The organism is Ruegeria sp. BI7, from assembly GCF_056537925.1.
This window is the reverse complement of record NZ_JBQFSK010000018.1, coordinates 1-16,146: the sequence shown is the minus strand read 5'-3', so window position 1 is coordinate 16,146 and position 16,146 is coordinate 1. Positions and strand designations below refer to the sequence as shown.

Sequence of the window (16,146 nt, the reverse complement as noted above, 5' to 3'; positions counted from 1 at the left end):
CGGTGGCGTCGGACCAATGACCATCGCCTGCCTGCTGGCCAACACGCTGACCGCCTGCTGCCGCGCCAATGCCTTGCCAGAGCCCGAAGGCCTGACAGCTTGAGATTTGCTGCCGTTCTTCGTTCAGGCGGTAGCAAGTCGGCCAGTTCCAAAGTGCTACAATATTGGCGTTTGGCGGGCCGCGCCACGCGTATGGTGATTGTATCAATTGGCCACTCTTCGACGAATGTTGCACGCGTCCGCACTTTGATAACTCGCGCGGCACAAACGGACATGGCACTGGATCAGCAATTCTGGGGCAAAGATATGTCGCAGGACGAATGTCGAACTCAGATCAAGCAACTGAACGGGGCGGCGGATGTCTATGCTGTCCTGCTTTTACCTGATGTACCTGCGCATATTGACGTACTCAACCTGCGAAGTGAATTACAGGTACACAAAGACCTCATTCGCCCCGGGGCATGGCACTATCCCGGACCCGTTCGTCCGGGCGAAGTTGATTGCATACTGAACAGTGCGATTGCAGCCCATCAGGCCCATAGGGTTGCGTTGGATAAGGGAGATGCTCAGATCGCGAGGTAGCCGATTCCCGCAAAAGCGATGATGCATCCAAGCCATTGAACGAAAGCCATTTCCTCTCGCAAAATTGCCCAGGCCAAAACAACGGTCAACAACCCGAAGATCGACGCTGTAACGGACGCGTATTGGGCATTAGGCAACCCACCGGCAGACACGACGCATAGAATCGCCACCGCATCGAGCGCACCCATTAGGCACAATAGGGGCAGGGCGCGTGTGCCCGGCCAAAGCGACTTGCGAGATGCAACGGCGATAGTCGCCAGCACAGGGATAGCGGTTAGACGGCCAATCAGTGAAACAGTGAATTCGTCGCCCAGTTCGGCTGCATATTGACCCAAAGCGAACGTTGCAGCGAACCCGATTGCAGCAAGTATGGAAAAGGCAATCGTCGGCCCGGCGGCAGGGTATTCCGTACTGTCGTCCGATTGGGTCGATACAATGGACACGCCGACACCAATGGCAATGATCGCCAGCCAATGCCAGATGCTGACCTCGGAACCGCGCCATATCGCAAGTGAGACAGACAAGACCGGATAGCTGGCGACAAGCGGAGCGACCAGACGTACAGGCCCGCGCTGAAACGCCGCATACATACTGAGGCCAGCCAGTAAGTAGAAGCCGCCCGCTATAACCGCGTATGACACGGCCTTGGCGGACATGGTGGCGAACCCAACCCAGATTGCCACAAGACCGAACTGTAACAGCGCCCCTGCAACCAGCACGGCCATCAATGCGGCAATGACACTGACGGTCTGGCTGACATATCGCACGGCAAGATCGTGAAAACCCCAGCACAATGCTGCCAGCAGTCCCAATGCAAGGGCACTCATCCGGTCGCCTCGCGTAACTGGGAATACCCGGAAAACTCGTATTCTTCTCTCGATATCAACCGCGCCAACATGTCACTGGTGATAAACTTATTTTCCTGATATGCAATATTTATTGACAGCGGCAGCTCGGAGAAGAGACCTATGTCATCGGCTTTGGATCAACTGGGTGGCGAAGAAAAGCTGCGGACTCTTGTCGAGCGGTTCTACGACCGAATGGAGACCGACCCGGCGGTGCATTCGCTGCACAGGCTACATTTTCGCGGTCATGGGTTATCTCATACAAGACAGGCGCAGTTCGAATTCCTGAGCGGGTTTTTGGGCGGTCGTGCATTTTATCGTGAGCGATTTGGTCATATGGACTTGCGAGAAATCCACGCGCATGTGCCGATACGTGAAGCGGATGCCGAGCTTTGGCTGGAAACTTTTGACGCCGCGTTGGCAGATTGCGAAATGGACGGTCCAGTGGTGGACAAAATGCGCACAACATTGCGCCGCGCTGCGCTGATGCTTGTCAACGATGTCCCCGATTGGAGGGTTGAAGCAGACAGCGAAAAGAACCTTGAGGTTCCGGGTTGATCGCGTGTGATCAGATCTGTCGTAATCTGTTATAGATACTGGATGTTATCTTGAATTGTTCTTCAACTATTTTGTCGCTGTCAGAAACCATTTCCCACGCTGCATCTGCAGAGCCAAGCCAATCAACGGCGCATTGATGGTTGGCGGGGTCGCCCATCCACGATTGGATCGTGCCCTGAACAAGCTCGGGGTGAAATTGTACGCTCCACGCACAGCCTGAAACCCGCAATGCCTGAACAGCAGAGGCATCAGATTGTGCCAGGACTACTGAATTGGCCGGTAGATCAATAGCTTCAACCCCATGCCATTGAAACACCCGGAATTGATGAGGCAAGAGCTCGAACAGCGAATCACCCCGCGTGTTATCAGTCAGATTGATGGAATGCACACCGATCTCGGGCTTTTGCATGCGTGCGCATTTCCCACCCAGCGCGTCAACCAAAAGTTGGTGGCCCAGACAAATACCAAAGTAAGGACGTTTGAAGTCTTGAACCCAAGTCCTGATTGCTTGCTTCTCACGCACAAGCCATGGGTTAGCTTCGATTTCCCAGACGTCCATCGGACCGCCCAGAACAAGAAGCAAATCAAATTCGTCGAGCTGCGGGATCGGTTGACCATCATAAAGATGCACAATGCTGGCCGTATCACCGCATGACGAAATGTGCTCCAGAAATGCTCCGGGGTTTTCGCCCGGCGTATGCTGGAAAATCAGTATGTTCACGAGGTGCGGGTCTCTGCCTAACCGAAGGGGTGGGGCAGCAGAATTTCTGCAGCCCCTTATTTGTTTAGATGTCGAGTGTGTGGTCTTTTTCCCAGCGTGAGAAATGACTGACGAAGGAGTTCCACTCCTGGTGTTTCATTTTGAGGAATGCGCTTGAGAATTCCTGACCCATCATGGCTTTCAGCTCTGTATCGTTGTCGTATTCGCGTAATCCGTCGAGCATGTTCAGCGGCAGTTTAGGGGCGTCGGTGACCGTGTGTCCTTCGGCATACATGTCGATGTCCCAACGCCGTCCCGGATCAGCCTTGGATCGGATGCCGGACAGGCCCGCGGCGATGATGACCGCCTGCAGCAGATAGGGGTTGGTGGCCCCGTCGGCCAGACGCAACTCGAAACGGCCCGGGCCGGGAACTCGGACCATATGGGTGCGGTTGTTGCCAGTCCAGGTCACGGTATTGGGAGCCCAGGTCGCGCCCGACATGGTGCGCGGCGCGTTGATGCGCTTGTAGCTGTTCACGGTCGGGTTGGTGATCGCGGCCAGAGCACTTGCATGTTTCATGATCCCGCCCAGGAAATACTTACCCTGTTCACCCAGCCCAACCTCGCCAGTCGGGCCTTCGCCTTCACCGGCAAAGACGTTCGTTTTGGACTCTGCCCCAGGCGCATCCCAGACCGAGATATGGGCGTGGCAACCATTACCAGTCAGCCCTTCAACGGGCTTGGGCATGAAAGTAGCGCGGAAGCCGTGTTTTTCGGCCACCGACTTCGTCATGAACTTGAAGAAGGAGTGCTTGTCCGCGGTGCGCAGGACATCGTCGAACTCCCAGTTCATTTCGAACTGGCCATTGGCGTCTTCGTGGTCGTTCTGATAGGGTCCCCAACCCAATTCCAGCATGTAGTCGCAGATCTCGCGCACCACGTCATAGCGGCGCATCACCGCCTGCTGATCATAGCAAGGTTTTTCGGCGGTATCGAACGGGTCGCTGATTTGCTCGCCATCAGGGGTCAACAGGAAAAACTCGGCCTCGATGCCGGTCTTGACATGCATGCCCATTTCGGCGGCCTCGCCGATCAGGCGTCTCAACACGTTGCGTGGTGCCTGAGCGACGTCCTTGCCTTCCATCACACAGTTGCCAGCAACCCAAGCCACCTCGGGCTTCCACGGCAATTGAATGACTGAGGAGGGGTCCGGCACTGCCAACATGTCAGGATGCGCCGGGGTCATGTCCAACCAGGTAGCAAACCCGGCAAAACCCGCGCCATCTTCTTGCATGTCGGCTATCGCCTGTGCGGGCACTAGCTTAGCCCGCTGCCCACCGAACAGGTCGGTGAAAGAGATCATGAAGTATTTGACGCCTTTTTCTTTTGCGAAAGCTGCGAGATCTGTCGTCACGATGGCTTTCCTTTCCCTGTTGTTTTTCGTTGTTCAAATGCAAAACGCGGCCCTTGTCAGAGAGCCGCGCAATTATTTTTCAGAACCCTTCTTTGCCCGGGTACCAGCTGGTACCGGCCAATGGCACTCGGGCCATCGCGGCTGCCTCCATGGTCAGGGCGCATAGGTCTTCGGGTTCGAGGTTGTGCAAGTGGTTGTGACCACAGGCCCGCGCGATGGTCTGTGCCTCAAGCGTCATCACCTTGAGATAGTTGCGCAGACGGCGTCCGGCCTCGACCGGGTTTAGACGGGCGGCAAGATCGGGATCCTGTGTAGTAATGCCTGCTGGATCCTGACCTTCGTGCCAGTCGTCATAGGCTCCGGTGGTAGTGCCCAGCTTCTGATACTCGGCTTCCCATTTCGGATCGTTGTCGCCAAGCGCCACCAGCGCGGCGGTGCCAATGGCCACCGCATCCGCGCCAAGCGCCAAGGCTTTGGCAACGTCGGCTCCGGTGCGGATTCCGCCCGAGATCACCAACTGAACCTCGCGATGCACACCCAGATCCTGCAGCGCCTGCACGGCAGGGCGAATGCACGAAAGCGTCGGTAGGCCCACATGTTCGATAAAAACGTCCTGCGTCGCGGCCGTACCGCCCTGCATCCCGTCCATCACCACCACATCGGCACCGGCCTTTACCGCCAATGCCGTATCATAATAGGGGCGGGTCGCGCCAACCTTGACATAGATCGGCACTTGCCAGTCTGTAATCTCACGCAATTCGAGGATCTTGATTTCCAGATCATCCGGGCCGGTCCAGTCAGGATGGCGACAGGCCGAGCGCTGGTCGATACCCTTGGGCAGGGTGCGCATTTCGGCTACACGGTCGCTAATCTTCTGTCCCAGCAGCATACCGCCGCCACCGGGTTTGGCACCCTGACCGACCACGATCTCGATCGCGTCGGCCTTCCTCAGGTCGTTTGGGTTCATGCCATAGCGCGAGGGCAGATACTGGTAGACCAGCTTGCTGGAGTGACCGCGTTCCTCGGGTGTCATACCGCCGTCACCGGTGGTGGTTGACGTGCCAGCTGCCGATGCGCCCCGGCCCAGAGCTTCTTTCGCCGGGCCAGAGAGCGCGCCAAAGCTCATGCCCGCAATGGTGATCGGAATGTCCAGTTCGATCGGTTTCTTGGCAAAGCGGGTGCCCAGCGTTACCGAGGTGTCGCAGCGTTCCCGATAGCCCTCCAACGGATAGCGTGACACCGACGCGCCCAGAAACAGCAAGTCGTCGAAATGCGGCACCTTGCGTTTGGCGCCACCGCCGCGAATGTCATAGATTCCAGTGGCCGCGGCGCGACGGATCTCGGCATTGATCGGGTTGGAAAATGTCGCCGACTGGATCGGCAGGGTGCGGGGGATCTGATCGTCCATATCTTTCATACCCTTCTTCCTCAGTAAGCGGCGGAATTGTCGATGTCGAAGTTGTACAGTTCGCGAGCTGAGCCGTAGCGTTTGAACTCTTCCGGACTGGCGTCCGCGCCTGCGCGATCCAGCAGTTCCTTCAGAATCTCCAGGTGCTCGGGGCGCATTTCTTTCTCGATGCAGTCAGCGCCGAGACTTTTGACCGAGCCGCGCACGAACAGTCGCGCTTCATACAGCGAGTCGCCAAGCGCGTCGCCTGCATCGCCACAGACCACAAGGTTACCGGCCTGTGCCATAAAGGCCGACATGTGGCCGATACTGCCATGCACAACGATGTCGATGCCTTTCATCGAAATTCCGCAACGCGAGCTTGCATTGCCCTTGATCACAAGCAACCCGCCATGACCCGTGGCCCCAGCATACTGGCTGGCATCGCCATCGACGATCACCTGACCGGACATCATGTTCTCGGCCACGCCAGGCCCGACCGAACCTTCAACCTTGACCGTCGCCTGCTGGTTCATGCCAGCGCAGTAGTAGCCGGTGGACCCCTTGACTGTCACTTCGATGGGCGCGTCCAGCCCGACGGCAATCGCGTGGCTGCCCTTGGGGTTCACAACCTCCCAGCTGGTTTGGTTCGTCTCGGTGGATTGCGATTGCAGCGTTGCGTTCAGCCCGCGCAGGCCGTTTGCTTCAAGATCATAGGTCTGCATGTCAGGCGGCCTTTTCCGTCGTTGTCGGGCTGTCGTTGTGGGACCAGAAGTAAACCGTTGCCGGTTCCGGCTCCCAGACGCGGGCGTCTTCAATGCCGGGCAGGTTCACAAGCGCCCGATATTCGCTGCCAAAGGCCACGTATTGATCGGTCTCGGCCATTACTGCCGGTTTGCAGGCGATCGGATCGCGGACCACGCCGAACCCATCCTTGGTGCCGACAACAAAGGTGAAGAAGCCATCCAGATCCTCAAGGCTGCTTTCCAGCGCCTCACCCAAGGTGGCCCCGTTCATCATCTTCCAGGTCAGATAGGCGGCACCGACCTCGGTATCGTTTTCGGTTTGGATTACCACTCCTTCGCGACGCAGCTTGCGGCGCAGCGAGTTGTGGTTTGACAGCGAGCCGTTGTGAACCAGACACTGATCGGGTCCGGTGTTGAACGGGTGCGCACCCATCGTCGTGACCGCAGATTCCGTTGCCATGCGTGTATGACCAATGCCATGCGTGCCGCTCATGCTGCTGATGTCAAAGCGCGCGGCCACGTCTTTGGGTAGGCCAACTTCCTTGTAGATCTCCAGCATCTCGCCCCGGCTCATGATCCGGACCGAAGGCCGGATCTCTGCCAACGCGGCCCGTGCCGCTTCAAACTGCCCGGCCGGAACGTCTAGCACAGTGTGCGTGTCATTATCAGTCTGGCTTACCACCAGGCCCAAATGCTGCCCCAGCTCTTCGGCTAGACCGGCAAAGTCGTCCTTGGGATTGGGCGACTGCAGCGTCATCTTAGTCTTGCCACCTGATTCCTCACCATAAATCGCAATCCCCGCGCTGTCGGGGCCGCGATCCGTCATCGTGATCAGCATGTCTGTCAGCATATTGCCCAGTTGGGGCGCAAGAGACTGGTCTTTGAGGAATAATCCAACAATTCCGCACATGGCTGGCAGATCTCCTTGTGTGTTTCGTTATGATTCTACGGTACCAACAATTCAAACGGACATCAATAATCATAGGAAATAAATTTTCCTGAGAGGCAATGGGCAAGAATTTTAATTTATGCCCATTGCCAGCTTTCAAAGCAGGATCAGTATCGTTCCAGCTGTGCTTTCACTTTTTCTTCGTCGCCGGTGTGACGGGCTTTCTCAAGGTGCTCGCCTTCCCGGACAAATTGGATGCGATGCCATCCGATCCAGAATATGACGCCCACAATGACCATCAGAACTTCGTAACCTTGGAAGGGATAGATTGGTCCGACTTCGGCCAGATCCACGGCCCAATTTGTATATCCATTGGTAGACATATTTTTCTCCCTTACTTAGCTGCTACGCCACGGGCAGCCAGTTCTTCCTTGTCGGCTGCAATAATCGCGGCTTTGGCGTCTTCGTAGGCATGGTGTTCAGCGTAATCGAGACCCTGAAGTTCAACTTCTTCCGGGATGCGCAGAACACCAGCGGCCGATTGAATTTTCGCCAGAATCCAACCTGGCAAGAAGCCAAGAACAAAGAACATGATGACAGCACCAGTGATTTGACCGACCGGGTTAATCGTCGCGTAGCCTTCATATGGAGAAGAAGGCACACCCCAGAGGACAAAGCCCGAAATCACCAAGCCAACGAACCCTGCGTAGCCATGCACGGCGACAGCCCCAACGGCATCATCCAGCTTGAACCGACGCTCAACCCAATAGTGCAGTTTGTAAACGATCACGACACCGATGGCGGCAATGATCATTGCCTGGATCGGGTGATACAGATCGTTACCTGCCGAGGCAGTGATAATTCCGGCCAGACCGCCCGAGAATGTCCAGAAGGCGTCGCCTTTGGAAACCACATACGCTGCCATCAACCCGCCGGACAGCGACATCAGGAAGTTGAAGGTAATCGCGGAGAGCGTAGTTGGGGCTAGATAGATGTTGGTTGCGGTCCAAGTCACACCTGTGATTTGACCGTCGATTGCCTCAGGCGAGATCGCTGGAACGTTACACGCGGCGTAGAAGCCCCAGAAACCAGTGTAGATAAGGAATATCCCGATGGTTAGCATCCAGGGGTTGTGCGGCGGAATATCCCGCGGCGTACCGTCCTTGGCAAATTTACCCAGGCGTGGACCCAGAACCATAATCACGCCAAGCGCGTAACCACCTGCAATCGCGTGGATAACGCCTGAAGCATAGGCGTCGTGGTATCCAAGAAGGCGTACCATCCAGCCGCCATAGTGCCAGCCCCACGCAGCGTCTATGATCCACCAAACAGAACCAATCATCACAGCATGGACCCACAGGGCAGAGGATCTGATCCGCTCGATTACAGAACCTGAAACGATCGAGGCGGCAGTCCATGAGAACAGCAAGAACGCGGCCCAGAAGACGCCGGTGATTCTGTCACTTAAATTGGTCGCCATCGTATCTGCCCAGGGCAGATTGGCAGCGCCCGCTTCGGTGTCCAGACCGCCCCAGAACGGAAAGTTCGGAAAGGCCCAGTAAATCCACCATCCAAAGAAGAAGAATGTGACCGTTACCAGCGGGATGATCATGATGTTTTTCATCAATGTGTGCATATGGTTGCGGGCACGACTGGCACCGACCTCGTACATGCAAAAGCCCACATGGATCAGGAACATGAAAACGACCGTTACCCAGTAGTAGAACTCGGTAAAGACCGTCGTTAGTGCATTTAGATTACCATCCACTTCGTAGTCTCCCTGTTGTTGCAGCAGGAGGTCTTTCTGCGAAGAATTTCCTGCTGGGAATATTTATCTACTCAGGGGACAATTTCATTGGCGACCTGTCAATAGATATGTGGGGCAAACATCTTTTAGGCATTTGGTTCATGCACTTTTAGGCCCATCGAAATTCAACCCATGGCATTGATAAATAACCACTTATGTCATTCTCGGTAATTTGTATTAGGGTGCACAAATTGCAGCCTAATATTCCCAACAGGAAAAAAATCTGCACATGGGTGTTGATTTTCAATCTGACATCGGCCTCAATATGGTCAACAAAAAAGCAATCAACGGGAGAGCTGAACAATGGCCATTCTTTGGAGGACGTCCGCCCTTGCGCAGCGCCATGCCGAGATCGGCGGCGAGTTAGAAGACTGGAACGGTATGGGAACCGCATGGTTCTATGACCATAGCCCGGAACGCGCCAAGGCGGATTACGAAGCCATCCGTACAAAGGCCGGTCTGATGGATGTGTCGGGTCTGAAAAAGGTTCACGTGGTCGGCGAAGATGCGGCTTATGTTATTGACCGCGTTACCACGCGGAACGTGGAAAAGATCATGCCGGGTCGGTCGACTTATGCGTCGATCCTGAATCCCGAAGGCAAGTTCGCTGACGATTGCATCATCTACCGCCTGTCAGTGAACACGTGGCTTGTCGTGCACGGCACAGGAACGGGTATGGAGCAGCTGGCATCAGTGGCGGCTGGCAAGAATTGTTCGGTCATCTTTGACGACGACATGCACGACATGTCTTTGCAGGGACCGGTTGCGGTGGACTTCCTGGCCAAGCATGTTCCCGGAATTCGTGATCTGGCCTACTTCGGTATCATGCAAACCAAGCTCTATGGCTGCCCGGTGATGATTTCGCGGACCGGCTACACCGGTGAACGCGGGTACGAGATTTTCTGTCAGGCCAAGCATGCCGTGCACCTTTGGGACAACATCCTGGCCGAGGGCAAGGATATGGGCATCGTTCCGGTCCAGTTCTCGACACTCGATCTGCTGCGAACCGAAAGCTACCTTCTGTTCTATCCAGGCGACAATTCGGAAACCTATCCGTTCGACGATGAAACATGCGGCGATACGCTTTGGGAGTTGGGCCTGGAATTTACAGTCTCACCGGGCAAAACAGGTTTTATCGGTGCCGAGAACCACTACGCCTCGAAAGGTAAAGAGCGGTTCAAGATCTACGGTGTCAAACTGGACGGTACAATTCCGGCGGATGAGGGTGCGGATCTGCTGCAAAACGGCGAAAAGGTCGGCGTTGTCACCTTCGGCATGTATTCCGAGATCAATGGCCACAACGTAGGTATCGCGCGGATGCCAGTCGCCTGTGCCTCACCCGGCACCCAGCTGACGGTACGAAACGGCGACGGGACAGAAATAGCAGCGACTGCGGAAGAGATGCCGTTTTACGACCAGGACAAATCTATCAGAACCGCAAAGGGCTGAGTTTAAGGGGGCGCAACGGACACACCGAGGCGCCCTTTTCCTATTTGAGGGCAAAATGTCAAAGTTCGAATTTCCCAAGTCAATCGCAAGCCGCCCGGTCTGGGGTACGCTAGAGGTTCGCTCAGGTGAACATCATCTCATGATCGCCGAGGCCGAAGGGGCCGAAGCCGTTCTTGACATCGCGACACCTGACCTGATGGCCAAAACCCACTTGATCTATATTCCCAAAGGGACGGATTTCACGACAAAACTGCAAGCGCTGAATCCCGCGCAATTCTACGAAGGCCCGTCCTATGAGGCCGCGCTACAGCGCATTCGCCGTGTGCTGGAGGATGCGCATATGGGGTTGCAGGTTTATCTGACCGGCACAGAGGGCATGATGGGTCAGGCTGTGAATGAGGTGATGGCCGTTGGCTTGCCACATACCGCGATCCAGACTGAGCATCGGGGCTCGACTGCGCGCCGTATGCAATGTGTGCACTGCAAGGGCATTACCGATGATGTCGAGGTCGATCCGTTTGTCTGCTCGCACTGTGGTTTAAACCTTTTTGTGCGCGACCACTATTCCCGCCGCCTTGCCGCCTATCAGGGCGTCCGCGTTGACGCCGAGGATCATGGGAACGTGCCCGAGCCGAAGGGAATCTACGAATGAGTGGCGCAGAGAAAATTCAGGTCAAAGTTACAGAAATTACCCCGCTGAACGAATTGGTAACACGGTTCCGGTTCGAACGCGTTGACGGCAGACAGTTGCCAACCTTTTCGGGCGGTGCACATACCGTGGTCGAAATGCAGGATGGCGGCATCACGCGGCTCAACCCTTATTCCCTGATGTCCGATCCGTTCGATCAATCATCCTATACGATCTCGGTTCGCCGCGATGATCAGGGCAGGGGAGGGTCGTTGTTCATGCACCGTCAGGTCAAGCTGGGCGACGAGATGACCATCAGCTACCCGGTCAACCTGTTCTCGCTTGATTTGCGGGCCCGCAAACATCTGTTTCTGGCCGGTGGTATCGGAATCACCCCGTTTCTGGCGCAGATCAAACAGCTCGAACTGCTGCACGGTCATTGGGAGCTGCACTATGCCTGTCGCAATCAGGCGCTGGCATCTTATGCGGACCAACTGACAGACAGGCATCCAAACGAAACGCATCTGTATTACGACGATCAGAATCAGGCGATTGATCTGGAAAACCTTCTCAGCGGGCAACCCCTGGGCACCCATGTCTATGTCTGCGGACCAAAGGGCATGATCGATTGGGTGCGCAATACTGCCGCCGCCGAAGGCTGGCCCGAAGATTGCGTGCATTACGAAGAGTTCTTGGCGCCTCAGCCCGGCAAACCGTTCGAAGTGCGTCTGGCGTCTTCCGACAAGGTCATTCATGTGGGTGAAAACGAAAGCCTTCTGGAGGCTATCGAGCGCGAAGGTGTCGACGCCCCGTATCTGTGCCGTGGCGGGGCCTGTGGCCAATGCGAAACCGTTGTGTTGGATCACGACGGCAACTTTGTTCACCGCGATCACTGGCTGACTGACGAAGAAAAGGCAGCAGGCAAGAAAATCATGCCCTGCGTATCGCGTTTCGAGGGCAAGTCCCTCGTGCTGGACCGCTGAGAGGAGGCCCACCATGACCATTCAATTCAACGACGAGTCCTTCCGCGACGACTATACGTTCCACAACTCGGAATGGGCGATCAAACGCTTTCCGTTTCCGTTCCACGAAGACAGCTACATGTATTCTGTCAACATGGAACAGCACCGGGGCGGGCCCGAGGGCTCGGTCTATGAGATGCGGTTCGACGTGGATGAACACTATGTCTCGGAAATGAAAGACCGCGCCATCGTTCTTGATCAGGACCCGCTGCGCTGTCAGTCTCTGCCGCATATGACATTGGCGGGCTGGGACCTGCTGGAACTGATCATGGTCAGCAAATCCGAGGACTACCCGGACCTGTTCGAACTGCACCGCAACGGCAATCAGTGGCGCTGGATCAACAAGCCACTGGGGATCGATCACAGCTTTACCTTCATGGATGAAACCACGCTGCCTTACGGGCCGATGGAGTACATTACCCGGCAGGCGCAAGGCGATTTCGCAGTGCTGGACCAGCGGGACGAGATGTTGTGGATGGACGCTGGTATGGTCACGACCCAGGCCGATTGGAGCCTGGATTTCGACATCGGCATGAATTTTTTTGAATGGCACGCGCCGGTTCCAAAAGCCCATGAGATGGGGATTTTCAAGCGCGCGCTGAAGTTTCTGCTGAACATTCAACAGGGCGCGCCAGCACGGCGGCTGAACTGGACCATGACGGTGAACCCGCTGTTGGATACCAGCCCGGAAAACTATCACAAGTGGGGCATCCAAAAGACCACACTGACGCCCGAAAACATAGCCCATAAGCAGCATCTTCGGGTCGAATTGCAAACATTCTTCCGATTGCCGCGATCAAACGCGCTAGTATTCCCAATCCGTTGTTATCTTTGCAGTTTTCAAGATCTGATGACGGTGCCGAAATGGGGTCGCCGGCTGCACCGTGTTGTTCGCGACCTTCCGGTTGAACTCGCCACCTACAAGGGGTTTATCGACAACCGCCCAATGATGTTGGACTACCTTAGTCAGTTTGACGACGGATTACCGACCTCTCCCGGTATATGGCCGGATCTGGAAACAGAGCCGCCTTTGTCAAAGTAAGCGATCACCTTGCCGTGTTTTGGCTCATATGACTGATGCAGGCAAAACACCTTGGCTCATTCAGCCCGATGACTTCGCATTGTATGACGCGCTTGCACTGCTTCGCGCGTCATTTCGGTATATGGATGCCCGAATTAATCCTCCTTCGTCTATCCATAATTTAACAGTGGAAGGAATGCAGGCGCATTGTAGGGGTGGTGGTGAAATCTGGGCCATGGGCCAACCGCTATTCGCTTGCATGTTTTTGACGCCCAAAGCCAACAGCTTGTACCTAGGAAAGCTGGCGGTGAAGGAAGGAATGCGGGGGCGGGGTATCTGCCGCACTTTGGTAGATCACGCTGCAAGTCGTGCAGCAGACCTTGGTCTATCAGCGTTGGAACTGGAAACGCGCGTGGAACTCACTGAAAACCACCGTGTGTTTTCAAGGCTTGGATTTACAATCGTAAGTGCCGGCAGCCACGTCGGCTATGACAGACCCACGGATTTCTTGTTGCGCAAGCCGGTCAATTTGTCTGCGGATAGCTGATCACTGAAATGTAGCGTGCCGGCAGATTCACCAACCGTTCCGGACCATGCGGTGCGTCGGCGTCAAAGAACAAGGTGTCACCCGGTTTCAGGGGGTAAATCTTGTCTCCGTGGCGGTAATCTACCTCGCCTTCCAGCATGTAGATCGTCTCGATTCCATCATGTTGAAATGTTGGGAACACGTCGGATTCAACGGTCAGTGTGATCAGGTAGGGCTCTACGATTACGCCAGAACCGTTGGCACCAATATGCCCCAACAAATTATATTGATGATTGGCGCGTGTTCCTTCGCGCTCTAACTCGACGCCCTCACCCGCTTTGGTATGAACCGCCTCGCGGCGCTCTTCAAATTGTCTGAAAAAGCTTGTCAGAGGAACTGAAAGTGCATCAGCAAGCGATTGCAAAGTCGTCAGGGAAGGCGATGTGTTCCCGTTTTCGATCTTGGACAGCATACCAATCGACAATCCGGTCAGCTGAGCCAATTCCGCGACCGTAGTATTCTGCTTTTTGCGAAAAGCGCGAACCTCGCGACCAATGGCAACTTCAAGAACTTTTTCTCTGTCACCCGAGCGAACAGAATGTGGATCCTGTGTCAGATTTGTCGCCATTTCTTTTTCGTTTTTTTTCAATTTCGTTCTTTCAATGTCTTGCTACACTTGTCCAAACGGGTTCTGCAAGAAGACGACGTGCATTACCCAATCCAACTCGGTCTACCATAGCACCATTTTTTCCTGCTAGTAAAATAATGATGCTGACAGAAAAATTCTAGAACTCAAATTTCTATGGCTAGACGGTATTGCCGATAGCATGCCTGACCTCTGTGATAGAACCGCCGTGGGTAGCAAACGAGATTGTACCGAATCTGGATAATTGGTTGTACTAAGGCCTGAACGTTCGCATTGAAAACAACCATCTCTAACTCCGAGAGTGAGACAAACAGGGGCCGCTCGAAATTCGAACATCAGAATTTCTTTGTCGACTATAAGTTGGTGTGACGACTCCCCGACACCCTTGATAACTTTGCCATAGTTCGGCTTGGGTTCGAAATCGTTCCCTGCTAGCATCTAACAATTGTGGTCGGTGTGTGTCTCTTTGATGAGTTTGAAACCTGAAGATCGCTTAATACGGATCTAAGTATCTGCCGATCTATTCGCGGGCTTTCAAACGTTAGACCCAAGCAGCATTACCTGAATGTCGGCTACATTGGTCCCGGTCGCTCCGGTCATCAGAAGATCACCAGACAGCGTCAAAGCCTTATGACTGTCGTTGCTCGCCAACAGAGCGGTAGGGTCATGTCCCGACGCGCGGATTCGGGTGAGCGTCCCTGCATCCACTATCGCGCCAGCCGCCGATGTTGGGCCGTCGCGGCCATCCGTACCACCGCTAAGAAAAACCCAATTTCCGGGTATCGTGCGGTCTTGCGTCAGTTGGGCGACGCGCAGTGCCAATTCCTGGTTGCGCCCGCCGCAACCCGTTCCTTGCAGACGTACAGTCGTTTCACCACCAAACAGCAGGGCGGTTGGGCGGTTCGAAGTGGCGGACAAGGCTGCTTGGAAAATCCGTTCAGCCGCGTCGGACACATCTCCAATCAACGCGTCGGACACAATTTCAGTACGGTATTTCTGCGCCGCATAGCGAAACGCGGCTTCCAAACTAAATGTGTTCGACCCAATCAGGCTATTTGTTGCCTCAACTGCTATGGAATGTTCAGGAATACTCTTCTCCAGATGGGCACGGACGGCTTTTGGTAGCCGGTGCCAGATCCCGGCCTCGATGCAGGTTCTGCGGGCGTCCGCGTGGCTGCCGATTGGTAAGGCGGTTGGTCCGCTGGCTACGGCCCGAAGATCATCACCGATGACATCCGACAGGATATACGCCGTGATCGGGGCAGGTGCGCCGTGCAGCAAAAACCCGCCGCCTTTGAGCTGGCTCAGGTGCTGGCGCACAAGGTTCATCTGAACGATGTCCAGCCCGGAAGACAACAAAACCTCATTGACCGCAATTTTGTCCAAAAGGGTCAAACCATCAACAGGCGCAGGAACCAAGGCCGACCCCCCGCCGGAGATCAGTGCAATGATTTGATCCTGTTTACGTGCTGCGCTGAGCAATGCGATGATCTGTCGCCCGGCTTTCAAACCGCGTTCATCCGGGATGGGGTGCCCGCTGGTCAAAACCGTCGCACTGGGGACTTCGCTCCGGTTGTCGCTATGGGTTACGATCAGGGCGACATGATCGCCCTGAACATGCTGCAATGCCTCCTCCATCATGGCAGGGGCAGCCTTCCCAATTGCAATCAGGATGCTGCGCCCGCCATGTTCTGGTGATGGCAATGGGGCTGATTGCAACCGTTGGCGCAGGCACTTCGCCGGGTCCGCCGCGGCGACGGCTTCGGCAAAGATGGCGGCGGCTCTATCGCGCAGCGATATGGACGATTGCACAGTCATGATGCGATCAAGCCGCTGCGATCTGGCCTGCTTTTTCGACCAGCACTTCGGCCTGACGGATTGAGGCATAATCGATCAGACGGCCATCCAGAGACACAGCGCCTTTGC

General features: G+C 55.4%; 17 protein-coding genes and 1 pseudogene. 8 read left to right on the top strand and 10 right to left on the bottom strand.

The window, feature by feature from the left end:
• Nucleotides 1–103 (top strand): annotated as a pseudogene (locus ACR0JB_RS21640) (bifunctional methylenetetrahydrofolate dehydrogenase/methenyltetrahydrofolate cyclohydrolase); the annotation flags it as partial.
• Nucleotides 104–273: 170 nt separating this feature from the next.
• Nucleotides 274–582, top strand: coding sequence for a hypothetical protein (locus tag ACR0JB_RS21635; RefSeq protein WP_170362883.1), 309 nt, complete (start codon nucleotides 274–276; stop codon nucleotides 580–582).
• On the opposite strand, the gene ACR0JB_RS21630 is transcribed toward ACR0JB_RS21635, so the two are convergent.
• Complete coding sequence (locus ACR0JB_RS21630) at nucleotides 567–1,409, bottom strand: DMT family transporter (RefSeq protein WP_170507886.1); 843 nt, start codon at nucleotides 1,407–1,409, stop codon at nucleotides 567–569. The two genes, ACR0JB_RS21635 and ACR0JB_RS21630, sit on opposite strands and share 16 nt — an antisense overlap.
• Before the next feature lie 141 nt (nucleotides 1,410–1,550).
• Between ACR0JB_RS21630 and ACR0JB_RS21625 the strand changes: the two genes are divergently transcribed.
• On the top strand, nucleotides 1,551–1,985 hold the full coding sequence (locus ACR0JB_RS21625) for a group II truncated hemoglobin (protein WP_170400131.1): 435 nt from the start codon (nucleotides 1,551–1,553) through the stop codon (nucleotides 1,983–1,985).
• Nucleotides 1,986–1,995: 10 nt separating this feature from the next.
• On the opposite strand, the gene ACR0JB_RS21620 is transcribed toward ACR0JB_RS21625, so the two are convergent.
• The 7 genes from ACR0JB_RS21620 to ACR0JB_RS21590 form a co-directional block, all read right to left on the bottom strand.
• Nucleotides 1,996–2,706: a type 1 glutamine amidotransferase gene (locus ACR0JB_RS21620; RefSeq protein ID WP_170507888.1), complete on the bottom strand. Its 711-nt coding sequence runs from the start codon at nucleotides 2,704–2,706 to the stop codon at nucleotides 1,996–1,998.
• Between the two features lie 64 nt (nucleotides 2,707–2,770).
• Nucleotides 2,771–4,099 carry a type III glutamate--ammonia ligase gene (glnT, locus tag ACR0JB_RS21615; protein ID WP_170362875.1) on the bottom strand — a complete coding sequence of 443 codons (1,329 nt, stop codon included), beginning with the start codon at nucleotides 4,097–4,099 and terminating at the stop codon, nucleotides 2,771–2,773.
• A 79-nt stretch (nucleotides 4,100–4,178) separates the two neighbouring features.
• A complete protein-coding gene (locus ACR0JB_RS21610; RefSeq protein ID WP_170352119.1) occupies nucleotides 4,179–5,507 on the bottom strand; it encodes an FMN-binding glutamate synthase family protein in 1,329 nt (442 codons plus the stop codon).
• 20 nt (nucleotides 5,508–5,527) lie between these two features.
• Nucleotides 5,528–6,211 (bottom strand): protein GlxC, encoded by a 684-nt coding sequence (locus tag ACR0JB_RS21605; protein ID WP_480790294.1) that lies wholly within the window; start codon nucleotides 6,209–6,211, stop codon nucleotides 5,528–5,530.
• Nucleotide 6,212: 1 nt separating this feature from the next.
• Nucleotides 6,213–7,142, bottom strand: coding sequence for a class II glutamine amidotransferase (locus ACR0JB_RS21600; protein WP_170425617.1), 930 nt, complete (start codon nucleotides 7,140–7,142; stop codon nucleotides 6,213–6,215).
• Nucleotides 7,143–7,288: 146 nt separating this feature from the next.
• Nucleotides 7,289–7,504 carry a hypothetical protein gene (locus ACR0JB_RS21595; protein ID WP_170352110.1) on the bottom strand — a complete coding sequence of 72 codons (216 nt, stop codon included), beginning with the start codon at nucleotides 7,502–7,504 and terminating at the stop codon, nucleotides 7,289–7,291.
• An 11-nt stretch (nucleotides 7,505–7,515) separates the two neighbouring features.
• Nucleotides 7,516–8,889 carry an ammonium transporter gene (locus ACR0JB_RS21590; protein WP_170362869.1) on the bottom strand — a complete coding sequence of 458 codons (1,374 nt, stop codon included), beginning with the start codon at nucleotides 8,887–8,889 and terminating at the stop codon, nucleotides 7,516–7,518.
• A 342-nt stretch (nucleotides 8,890–9,231) separates the two neighbouring features.
• Here ACR0JB_RS21590 and ACR0JB_RS21585 point away from each other — a divergent pair, with 342 nt between their 5' ends.
• Genes ACR0JB_RS21585 through ACR0JB_RS21565 form a run of 5 tightly spaced genes read left to right on the top strand, consistent with a single transcriptional unit; the run spans nucleotide 9,232 to nucleotide 13,595 of the window.
• A complete protein-coding gene (locus tag ACR0JB_RS21585) occupies nucleotides 9,232–10,377 on the top strand; it encodes an aminomethyl transferase family protein (RefSeq protein ID WP_170400141.1) in 1,146 nt (381 codons plus the stop codon).
• A gap of 55 nt (nucleotides 10,378–10,432) precedes the next feature.
• Entirely contained in the window at nucleotides 10,433–11,029 is a 597-nt protein-coding gene (locus ACR0JB_RS21580) for a dimethylamine monooxygenase subunit DmmA family protein (RefSeq protein WP_170400143.1), read from the top strand.
• Nucleotides 11,026–11,988 (top strand): PDR/VanB family oxidoreductase, encoded by a 963-nt coding sequence (locus ACR0JB_RS21575; protein WP_170362863.1) that lies wholly within the window; start codon nucleotides 11,026–11,028, stop codon nucleotides 11,986–11,988. The genes ACR0JB_RS21580 and ACR0JB_RS21575 overlap by 4 nt, the downstream gene beginning before the upstream one ends.
• 13 nt (nucleotides 11,989–12,001) lie before the next feature.
• Nucleotides 12,002–13,069, top strand: a complete 1,068-nt coding sequence (locus ACR0JB_RS21570; protein ID WP_170362861.1) for a heme-dependent oxidative N-demethylase family protein — start codon at nucleotides 12,002–12,004, stop codon at nucleotides 13,067–13,069.
• Nucleotides 13,070–13,097: 28 nt separating this feature from the next.
• Entirely contained in the window at nucleotides 13,098–13,595 is a 498-nt protein-coding gene (locus tag ACR0JB_RS21565; RefSeq protein ID WP_170379887.1) for a GNAT family N-acetyltransferase, read from the top strand.
• On the opposite strand, the gene ACR0JB_RS21560 is transcribed toward ACR0JB_RS21565, so the two are convergent.
• Both ACR0JB_RS21560 and ACR0JB_RS21555 read right to left on the bottom strand, forming a co-directional pair.
• Complete coding sequence (locus ACR0JB_RS21560; RefSeq protein ID WP_170379885.1) at nucleotides 13,573–14,202, bottom strand: helix-turn-helix domain-containing protein; 630 nt, start codon at nucleotides 14,200–14,202, stop codon at nucleotides 13,573–13,575. The genes ACR0JB_RS21565 and ACR0JB_RS21560 overlap by 23 nt on opposite strands.
• A gap of 552 nt (nucleotides 14,203–14,754) precedes the next feature.
• Nucleotides 14,755–16,038, bottom strand: coding sequence for a glycerate kinase type-2 family protein (locus ACR0JB_RS21555; protein WP_170400145.1), 1,284 nt, complete (start codon nucleotides 16,036–16,038; stop codon nucleotides 14,755–14,757).
• Nucleotides 16,039–16,146: the final 108 nt, after the last annotated feature.

Bases quoted from the DNA above. Each gene is read 5' to 3' on its own strand.
- ACR0JB_RS21635 (WP_170362883.1), top strand. From the start codon at position 274: ATGGCACTGGATCAGCAATTCTGGGGCAAAGATATGTCGCAGGACGAA.
- ACR0JB_RS21630 (WP_170507886.1), bottom strand. From the start codon at position 1,409: ATGAGTGCCCTTGCATTGGGACTGCTGGCAGCATTGTGCTGGGGTTTT.
- ACR0JB_RS21625 (WP_170400131.1), top strand. From the start codon at position 1,551: ATGTCATCGGCTTTGGATCAACTGGGTGGCGAAGAAAAGCTGCGGACT.
- ACR0JB_RS21610 (WP_170352119.1), bottom strand. From the start codon at position 5,507: ATGGACGATCAGATCCCCCGCACCCTGCCGATCCAGTCGGCGACATTT.
- ACR0JB_RS21605 (WP_480790294.1), bottom strand. From the start codon at position 6,211: ATGCAGACCTATGATCTTGAAGCAAACGGCCTGCGCGGGCTGAACGCA.
- ACR0JB_RS21600 (WP_170425617.1), bottom strand. From the start codon at position 7,142: ATGTGCGGAATTGTTGGATTATTCCTCAAAGACCAGTCTCTTGCGCCC.
- ACR0JB_RS21595 (WP_170352110.1), bottom strand. From the start codon at position 7,504: ATGTCTACCAATGGATATACAAATTGGGCCGTGGATCTGGCCGAAGTC.
- ACR0JB_RS21585 (WP_170400141.1), top strand. From the start codon at position 9,232: ATGGCCATTCTTTGGAGGACGTCCGCCCTTGCGCAGCGCCATGCCGAG.
- ACR0JB_RS21580 (WP_170400143.1), top strand. From the start codon at position 10,433: ATGTCAAAGTTCGAATTTCCCAAGTCAATCGCAAGCCGCCCGGTCTGG.
- ACR0JB_RS21575 (WP_170362863.1), top strand. From the start codon at position 11,026: ATGAGTGGCGCAGAGAAAATTCAGGTCAAAGTTACAGAAATTACCCCG.
- ACR0JB_RS21570 (WP_170362861.1), top strand. From the start codon at position 12,002: ATGACCATTCAATTCAACGACGAGTCCTTCCGCGACGACTATACGTTC.
- ACR0JB_RS21565 (WP_170379887.1), top strand. From the start codon at position 13,098: ATGACTGATGCAGGCAAAACACCTTGGCTCATTCAGCCCGATGACTTC.
- ACR0JB_RS21560 (WP_170379885.1), bottom strand. From the start codon at position 14,202: ATGGCGACAAATCTGACACAGGATCCACATTCTGTTCGCTCGGGTGAC.
- ACR0JB_RS21555 (WP_170400145.1), bottom strand. From the start codon at position 16,038: ATGACTGTGCAATCGTCCATATCGCTGCGCGATAGAGCCGCCGCCATC.